The sequence below is a fragment of the Actinomadura roseirufa genome (assembly GCF_900659635.1).
Lineage (GTDB): Bacteria > Actinomycetota > Actinomycetes > Streptosporangiales > Streptosporangiaceae > Spirillospora > Spirillospora roseirufa.
Genome location: NZ_CAACVB010000319.1, coordinates 1 through 7685, shown reverse-complemented (window position 1 = coordinate 7685; position 7685 = coordinate 1). Strand labels below are relative to the sequence as shown.

Genomic DNA, 7685 nt, shown 5'->3' with positions numbered 1-7685 from the left:
GTGGAGCCCCCGGCGGCGGGTCACCGGCGGCGGGTCGCGGGCCGTCCGGCGGCGGGACGAGGCGCGCCGGCGGGCACCGGCGTTTCGGCGACGCCGAGCTGCGCGCCGTGGCGCTCGCGCTGGCCCTGGAGAAGCGCTACGACATCGGGCCGGCCGAGCTGGCGTTCGGGCTGCGCGTCCTGGCCGAGCCGCAGGTGCAGGCGCACGTCCGGGAACTGGGCGAGCGCATCGGCCGGCTGTCCGCGCCGCCCACGCGCGCCCTCGACTTCGAGAAGGAGAAGGCGCTCCGCCTGCTCCGCCGCCGCTGACCACTCCTCCCCGGGCCGGGGCAGGAGCGTCCGGGCCCGGCCCCGGGGAGGCGGCGGGCCCGGCGGACGGTCAGCTGGAGGCGCTCTCGCCCGGCACCACCACGCCGGACTCGTAGGCGAGCATGACCGCCTGGGCGCGGTCGCGCAGGCCCAGCTTGGTGAAGACCCGCGCCACGTGCGTCTTGACGGTGTGCTCGCTCACCACCAGCCGCCGCGCGATCTCGCCGTTGGACAGCCCGCCCGCGATCAGGACCAGCACCTCGGTCTCCCGGGCGGTCAGCGTCGCCAGCTCCGACGGCGCCTGCGGCCGGTGCCGCCGCTGCCGCGTGAACTCGCGGATGAGCCGCCCGGTGACCTGCGGGGCGAGCAGCGAGTCGCCGCGCGCCACGACGCGCACGGCGGAGACGAGCTCGTCGGCGGTGGCGTCCTTGAGCAGGAAGCCGCTGGCGCCGACGGCGAGCGCGTCGTAGACGTACTCGTCGACGTCGAAGGTGGTGAGGACCAGCACCCGGACGCCCTCGGCGCCCGGCAGGGCGAGGATGCGGCGGGTGGCCTCGATGCCGTCCATGCCGGGCATCCGGATGTCCATGACGACGACGTCCGGACGATTCCGCTCGGCCAGCCGCACCGCCTCACGGCCGTCGCCGGCCTCCCCCACGACGGTGATGTCCTCCTGCGCGGCGAGCAGGGCGGCGAACCCGGCCCGCACGATCGTCTGGTCGTCGACGATCAGCACTTTGATCACCGCTGCCGCCCGGGGCGCTCAGCGGCGGCCCGGAGGCGCCTCGGAACCGGGTCCACGGGTGGGACTCTCCTCCCTGGTCAGTGGAAGCTCGGCCGCCACCACGAACCCGCCCTCGGTGGCCGGGCCGGCGGAGAACCGTCCGCCCAGCATGGTCGCACGTTCCCGCATGCCCACGAGCCCGTGTCCGCCGCCGGATCCGGCCGAGGCGGCGGATTCGAGGCGCGTCCGTCCCGCCGCGGCGGGTCCCGGGGCCGCGGCCCCGGCGGCGCCGGCGCGGTTCAGCACCATGGTCTGCGCGGACGCCCCGTCGTCGCGGACGGTGACGGCGAGACGGTCCGGCAGGAACGTCAGGTCGACGCGGACCTCGGCTCCGGGCGCGTGCCGCCGGGCGTTCGTCAGCGCCTCCTGGACGATCCGGTACGCCGACAGCTCGACGGTCGTGGACAGCGTCCGCGCGTCGCCGTGCACGGCGAGGTCGACCCGGCCGCCGGCGCCGCGGTGCTGCTCGATCAGGTCGGGCAGCCGGTCCAGCCTCGGCTGCGGCGCCGTCGCCGATTCCGGCTCGGGCTTGGCGTCGGCGCGCAGCACGCTGAGCAGCCGCCGCATCTCCACCAGCGCGTCCCGGGCCGTCTTGGCGATCTCGCCGTAACCGGCGCGGGCCTCGTCCGACAGGTCCCGCATCGTGTAGGGGGCGGTCTCCGCCTGCACGGCGATCATCGAGACGGAGTGCGCGACCACGTCGTGCAGCTCGCGGGCGATGCGGGCGCGCTCGCGCATCACGGCCTGCTCCCGCTGGACGGCGGTGAGCCGGGTGAGGGTCTCGTTGGTGCGCTCCTCCGCCTCCGCCTCGGTGCGCCCGGCCGTCTCCACGACGCGGCGCGCGTCGCCGAGGCCGATGGCGGCCAGGACGGCGATGAACGCGGCCGGCCACGGGACGTCGTCGAGGGTGGAGGTGGCGAGGTAGACCACGGCCACGGTCACGCCGCTCCCGGCGGCCAGGACGCCCGCGGACTGCCGCGGGAGCCGGCGGCCGAGCGCGTACAGCGCGCAGAGCGCCGCGAAGGTCGTGGTGACCAGCACCATCTGGCCGGTGAGCAGGCTCGCCGCGAACGCGCCGAGCGCCACGGCCGCGACGGGACGCAGGTACTCGCGGCGCCAGATGAGCGGGAGCGTCCCCGCCACCGCGAAGCCGCCCGCCAGGCTGAGCGGCGACTCCACCCGCGGCGCCAGCTCGGCGAGCGCGGCGATGGTCAGCGCGAGGCCGGTCAGCGGCGCGAAGTACCAGGACTCGGTGAACTCGCGCCAGGCGCCGATCCAGCGTGGGAGGGGCGCCGTCGCGTCCGGCGGGAGCGGCGGGGCGACGCCGCCCGGACCGGCCGGGGGACGGCGGCCCGTGCCGTTCAGGCGGGCGGTGAGCCGGAGGGCGAGCGGGCGCAGCAGATGGCCGAGCCCGGTCAGGATCCAGAGCAGCAGTTGTCCCACGCCCGCCACGATCCGGCCGGACAGCCGCCACGCGTGGTGCGCGAGGGCGGGGCCGAACCCGGCGGGGTCGGGTCCGGGCCGGGTCTTGTCGGAGTGATCGTTGCTGGTCACTTCTCCATACTGACCTCTGGGCGGGCCTCTCACCTCACCGTGCGGTGTTATGCGGGCGACCGGGATCCCCCTGGAGGACGACCCCCTTTCCCTCCTTTTGGTGGACGTGCCGGGGACCTGCGCGAACGTAGTGTTCTCAGTGTGACCGCGACGGCGGCCACCGCCGACGTAGGGGGTTCGGTGGGGCCGCCGCGGTCACACCAGAACCGCCCGGTTCAGGGGTCCGGGCGGGGAGCATGGGAAGCACCTCGCCGGACGGCCGCCGGTACCCGCCTCCTCGGAGGCACTCGCCGGTCTCGCCTGGGCTGGGGTCGACCGGCACTTGCGGCGGCCGTCCGGCGAGGGATCCCATGTGAACCCCGCGGATCTCGCGGATCTCGCTGAGGTCCCGCTCAGGTCCCGCTCAGGAGGAGGCCGGGGTCTCCGGTGAGGCGGGAGTCTCCGGACGGGCGTTGCGCCGGTCCGCCTCGTCCAGCGCGGGCTCCAGGTAGATCAGCTGCGCCTCGGGGAACTGGGCCCGGATCTTGGCCTCGGCCGCGTCGATGCCGCGCGCCACCTCCGCGGCCGTGTCGTCGTGGTAGACAGCGATCTTGGCGGCGATCAGCAGTTCCTCCGGCCCCACGAACTCGGTGCGGATGTTCATGACGTGGTCGACCTCGGGCACCGACTCCAGCGCCGCGATGATCCGCTCCTCCTGCTCGGGGTCGGCGCCCTCGCCGATCAGCAGGCTCTTGGTCTCGATCGCCAGGATCGTCGCGACCACGCCGAGCAGCACGCCGATCGCCACGGTGCCGACGCCGTCCCAGACGCCGTCGCCGGTGGCCACGGCCAGCGCGACGCCGAACAGCGCGAGCAGCAGGCCGACCAGCGCCGCGAGGTCCTCCAGCAGGACGACCGGGAGCTCGGGCGCCTTGGCCCGCCGGATGAACGCCCACCACGACTGGTCGCCGCGCAGCGTGTTCGACTCCTTGATCGCGGTGCGGAACGAGAAGCCCTCCAGGCCGATCGCGATGACCAGGACCACGAACGCCCAGACCGGCGACTCGATCTTCTCCGGGTGGGAGATCTTGTGGTAGCCCTCGTACAGGGAGAACGCCGAGCCGACGGTGAACAGGACCACCGCCACCACGAACGCGTAGAAGTAGCGCTCACGCCCGTACCCGAAGGGGTGCTTCGGCGTCCGGTCGCGTTCGGACCGCTTGCGCCCGAGCAGCAGCAGGCCCTGGTTCCCCGAGTCGGCCACCGAGTGGATCGACTCGGCCAGCATCGACGACGAACCCGTGGCCGCGAACGCGACGAACTTCGACACGGCGATTCCGAGGTTGGCGGCCAGCGCGGCGACGATGGCCTTCGTTCCACCCTCAGCACTCATCTAGAACTCCCACAGTGACTCGTCGTGCGCACACCCGCCGCGCCCTCACGGCCCGCGGCGGCATGGCACGCCCTTACGCGATCCTCGCCTTGAGCTCCTGGATTGCCGGTACCGGCGTGGGGTCGACGCCCAAGACGATGGCCAAGTAAACCGTGACATAGTCCGCGAGCGCGATGAGGGAGGCGATCCGCTCCAGCGGATGCCGGCCCTCCGCGGCGATCTCGGTGACCGGGACGCCGCGGTCGCGGGCCATGTCGATGGAGGCCGCACGGCGCTTGGCGACCTGCGGGTGCTCCTCGACATCGCGCAGGACGACCAGGTGCAGGCCGTGCTCGGCCTCGTCGGCGCGGTCGCGGAAGAAGTCGTCGGGGTCGCCCGCGGCGGACCCGCCCCGGGCGAAGAGGCCATCGAACGCCATCACCTGGTTGTGGCCGGCCTCGGGCAGGTCGCCGAACACGGCCGGGTACTTGGCGTTCTCGTTGAGCTGGCAGCACATCCGGTACGCGGCGGCGCCCGCCAGCGTCGACGAGCCCCACACCAGCGGGACGTCGCCCGCGATGTCCAGGGCGATCCGCTTGGCCGGGTTCACGAACGGCTCGCTGGCGGGACGGCACCGGTGCGCGACGTCCTCCAGCAGCGCGGCGGACGACTCCAGCGCCGAGTCCGGCACGTCCGCGAGGCCGAGCGCCCGCGCGGCGAGGAGCAGCGGGACGGTCAGCCCCCACAGCGTCGAACGCGGCTGGCCCGCCGAGCGCACCGGGACGAACGCCCCGCGGCTCTGCGCGGCGAGGTCGGCCAGCGGCGAGTCCGCCGCGCCGACCAGCAGCAGCCGGCAGCCGCGGCGCGCGGCCTCGGCGGCGACCTGGAGGGTCTCCTCGGTGCCCCCGGAGCAGGACACGGCGATGACCAGGTCGGCGGCGCCCACCCAGCCGGGCAGCCGATAGCCGCGCACGGTCGTCACCGGGACGGGGCAGCCGGGGCCGCACACGGCGGCCAGGACGTCGCCGGAGATCCCCGACCCGCCCATGCCGGCGACGATGATCGCGCGCGGCCGGCCGTCCTCGGCGAGCGCGGCGACGCCCGCCTCGGCGGCGGCGCGGCCCGCCTCCCGGATCTGCGCGGCGGACGAGGCGATCTGACGCAGCATCCCGCCAGGGTCGGCGGCCTCGATGCCCGCGGGGTCCTCCAGGCGGGCCGGATCCAGCAGGCCGCTCACCGCCCCGCCCCGCTCGGGCCGGGCCGGGGGCGGCGGGGCCGCCCGCGGCGGCCGGACGCGGGGGGCGGGGGGACGCTCAGGGGACGGCTCACGAGGCCGGGGTCCTCGCCTCGTCGACGAGGAGGACGGGGATGTCGTCGCGCACCGGGTAGGCGTAGCCGCACGAACCGGTGCAGACCAGCTCGGCGGCCTGCTCGTCGGCGCGCAGCCCGCCGCCGCAGTTGGGGCAGGCGAGGATCTCCAGCAGCCAGGAGTCGAGTTTGATCGTCATCGCGGTGTCACTTCTCCCTCACGATGGCCAGGACCTCGTCGCGGAGCCCCGCCATCGTCGCGTCGTCGGCGGCCTCGGCGTTGAGCCGCAGCAGGGGCTCGGTGTTGGACGGGCGCAGGTTGAACCACCAGCCGGCGGCCTGGTCGGCGACGGTCAGCCCGTCCAGCTCGTCGAGCGTCACGCCGGGCCGGCCGGCGAACGCCTCGCGCACCCGGCCGGTGGCCGCGGCCTGGTCGGCGACCTCGCTGTTGATCTCGCCGGAGGCGACGTAGCGGGTGTACTCGCCGAGCAGCCCCGACAGCGGCCCGTCCTGCCCGCCGAGCGCGGCCAGGACGTGCAGGGCGGCGAGCATGCCCGAGTCGGCGAACCAGAAGTCGCGGAAGTAGAAGTGGGCGGAGTGCTCGCCGCCGAAGACCGCGCCGGTCTCCGCCATCGTCTGCTTGATGAAGGAGTGCCCGACGCGCGTGCGCACGGGCGTGCCGCCGTGCTCGGCGACGATCTCCGGAACGGCCCGCGAGGTGATCAGGTTGTGCACGATCGAGGAGCCGGGATGCTTGGCCAGTTCCCGCACCGCCACCAGCGCCGTGATCGCGGACGGGGCGACGATCTCGCCGCGCTCGTCCACCACGAAGCAGCGGTCGGCGTCGCCGTCGAAGGCCAGGCCGATGTCGGCGCCGGTCTCGCGGACCTTGGCCTGCAGGTCGCGGAGGTTCTCCGGCTCGATCGGGTTGGCCTCGTGGTTGGGGAAGGTGCCGTCCAGCTCGAAGTACAGCGGCACGAGGTCGATCGGCAGGCCCTCGAACACCGGGGGGACCGTGTGGCCGCCCATGCCGTTGCCCGCGTCGACGGCGACCTTGAGGGGGCGGATCCCCGACAGGTCGACGAGCGTCTTCAGGTGGTCGGCGTAGCCCTTCAGGAGGTCCCGCCGCGACACGGTGCCGGCCGGGCCGTCGTGGGCGGGGACGCCGCTGTCGACCAGGTCGCGGATCTCGGTGAGGCCGGTGTCGCGGCCGATGGGCCGGGCGCCGGAGCGGCACAGCTTCAGCCCGTTGTACTTGGCGGGGTTGTGGCTCGCGGTGAACATCGCGCCGGGCAGGTCGAGGCTTCCGCTGGCGTAGTAGAGCAGGTCGGTGGAGCCGAGCCCGGCCTCGATGACGTCCGCGCCCTGGGACGTGGCCCCGCGCGCGAACGCCTCGGCCAGCGGCACCGAGGAGGCGCGCATGTCGTGCGCGGTGACGACCGCGCTCGCCCCCGTCACCCGGACGAAGGCCGCGCCGACCGCCTCGGCGGTCGCGGCGTCGAGCTCGTCCGGGACGACGCCCCGGATGTCGTACGCCTTGAAGATCTTGGCGAGGTCGCCCACTCCTGCTCCCTATCCGAATGATGTCGCGGGGGATGACGCGAGCCTACCGGGAACGGCGGCGAGGCCCGCCGCCCCGCCCCGATAGGCGTACGGCTCGGACTCCCGGGTGGACGGGGCGAGGTCGGGGACGCCGCGGCGCCGGCCGGACGGAACACCAGGGTCACCCGCACGGCCAGATCATTGGCGCGGCCGGGTCATACGGGGCAGACAGGTCCTTCGGGCGGCCCGGTCAGCCGGGCGGCCGGGTCATTCAGGGGGCCGGGTCATTCGGGGGGCTGGGTCGAGGCGGGCTCGGAGCGCAGGACGCGCAGGTGCCCGCGGCGGCCGACCTCGGTGCCCTGGCCGACCGGTTCCTGACCGGGCCCGGGCGCGGGCTTGGCGGCCTCGCGGACGGCGTCGGCGAGCGCCTCGAGGTCGTCGGCGCTGGGCTCGGTCGCCTCCTCGACGGGCAGCCGCACCAGCTCCCACCCCATGGGGGCGGTGAGCCGTTCGGAATGCTCCGCGCAAAGGTCATAGCAGTGGGGCTCGGCGTACGTGGCGAGCGGCCCCAGGACCGCGGTGGAGTCGCGGTAGACGTACGTGAGCGTGAAGACTGCGGGCGCCTTGCAGGCGGTGCGGGAGCAGGTGCGGACGGGGCTCACGATGGCCGACCGTACCTTCCTCCCGGCGCCTCCGCCACCACCCCGGCGCACGTGTCGCCGTTACCGGTCGAATTCCGAGGTAACAACTACATACCGTGTGGGCGCGGATGCGCTGCGCGGGCCCGCGGGGAACCGCCGGCCCGGCGCGGGCGCCGGCGGCGGCTCAGCGCGCGGTG

8 protein-coding genes are annotated in these 7685 nt (G+C 74.6%); 1 reads left to right on the top strand and 7 read right to left on the bottom strand.

All coding sequences use genetic code 11. From position 1 onward, the window contains the following. On the top strand, window positions 1-308 hold a 308-nt coding region (locus E1291_RS36485; RefSeq protein ID WP_131742617.1), incomplete at its 5' end, for a hypothetical protein. 70 nt (window positions 309-378) lie between these two features. Here the strand turns inward: E1291_RS36485 and E1291_RS36480 are convergent. From E1291_RS36480 to E1291_RS36450, 7 genes are all read right to left on the bottom strand, one after another. Continuing rightward, a complete protein-coding gene (locus E1291_RS36480; protein WP_131742616.1) occupies window positions 379-1053 on the bottom strand; it encodes a response regulator in 675 nt (224 codons plus the stop codon). 18 nt (window positions 1054-1071) lie between these two features. Further along, window positions 1072-2646 carry a sensor histidine kinase gene (locus E1291_RS36475; RefSeq protein ID WP_131742615.1) on the bottom strand — a complete coding sequence of 525 codons (1575 nt, stop codon included), beginning with the start codon at window positions 2644-2646 and terminating at the stop codon, window positions 1072-1074. 403 nt (window positions 2647-3049) lie between these two features. After that, window positions 3050-4018: a cation diffusion facilitator family transporter gene (locus tag E1291_RS36470; RefSeq protein ID WP_131742614.1), complete on the bottom strand. Its 969-nt coding sequence runs from the start codon at window positions 4016-4018 to the stop codon at window positions 3050-3052. Between the two features lie 73 nt (window positions 4019-4091). Then, a complete protein-coding gene (locus E1291_RS36465) occupies window positions 4092-5234 on the bottom strand; it encodes an SIS domain-containing protein (protein ID WP_131742613.1) in 1143 nt (380 codons plus the stop codon). A gap of 88 nt (window positions 5235-5322) precedes the next feature. Next, window positions 5323-5505, bottom strand: coding sequence for a Trm112 family protein (locus tag E1291_RS36460; RefSeq protein WP_131742612.1), 183 nt, complete (start codon window positions 5503-5505; stop codon window positions 5323-5325). A 7-nt stretch (window positions 5506-5512) separates the two neighbouring features. Continuing rightward, complete coding sequence (locus tag E1291_RS36455; protein ID WP_131742611.1) at window positions 5513-6868, bottom strand: phosphomannomutase/phosphoglucomutase; 1356 nt, start codon at window positions 6866-6868, stop codon at window positions 5513-5515. 263 nt (window positions 6869-7131) lie between these two features. After that, window positions 7132-7509, bottom strand: coding sequence for a DUF3499 domain-containing protein (locus tag E1291_RS36450; RefSeq protein ID WP_131742610.1), 378 nt, complete (start codon window positions 7507-7509; stop codon window positions 7132-7134). Window positions 7510-7685 lie beyond the last annotated feature (176 nt).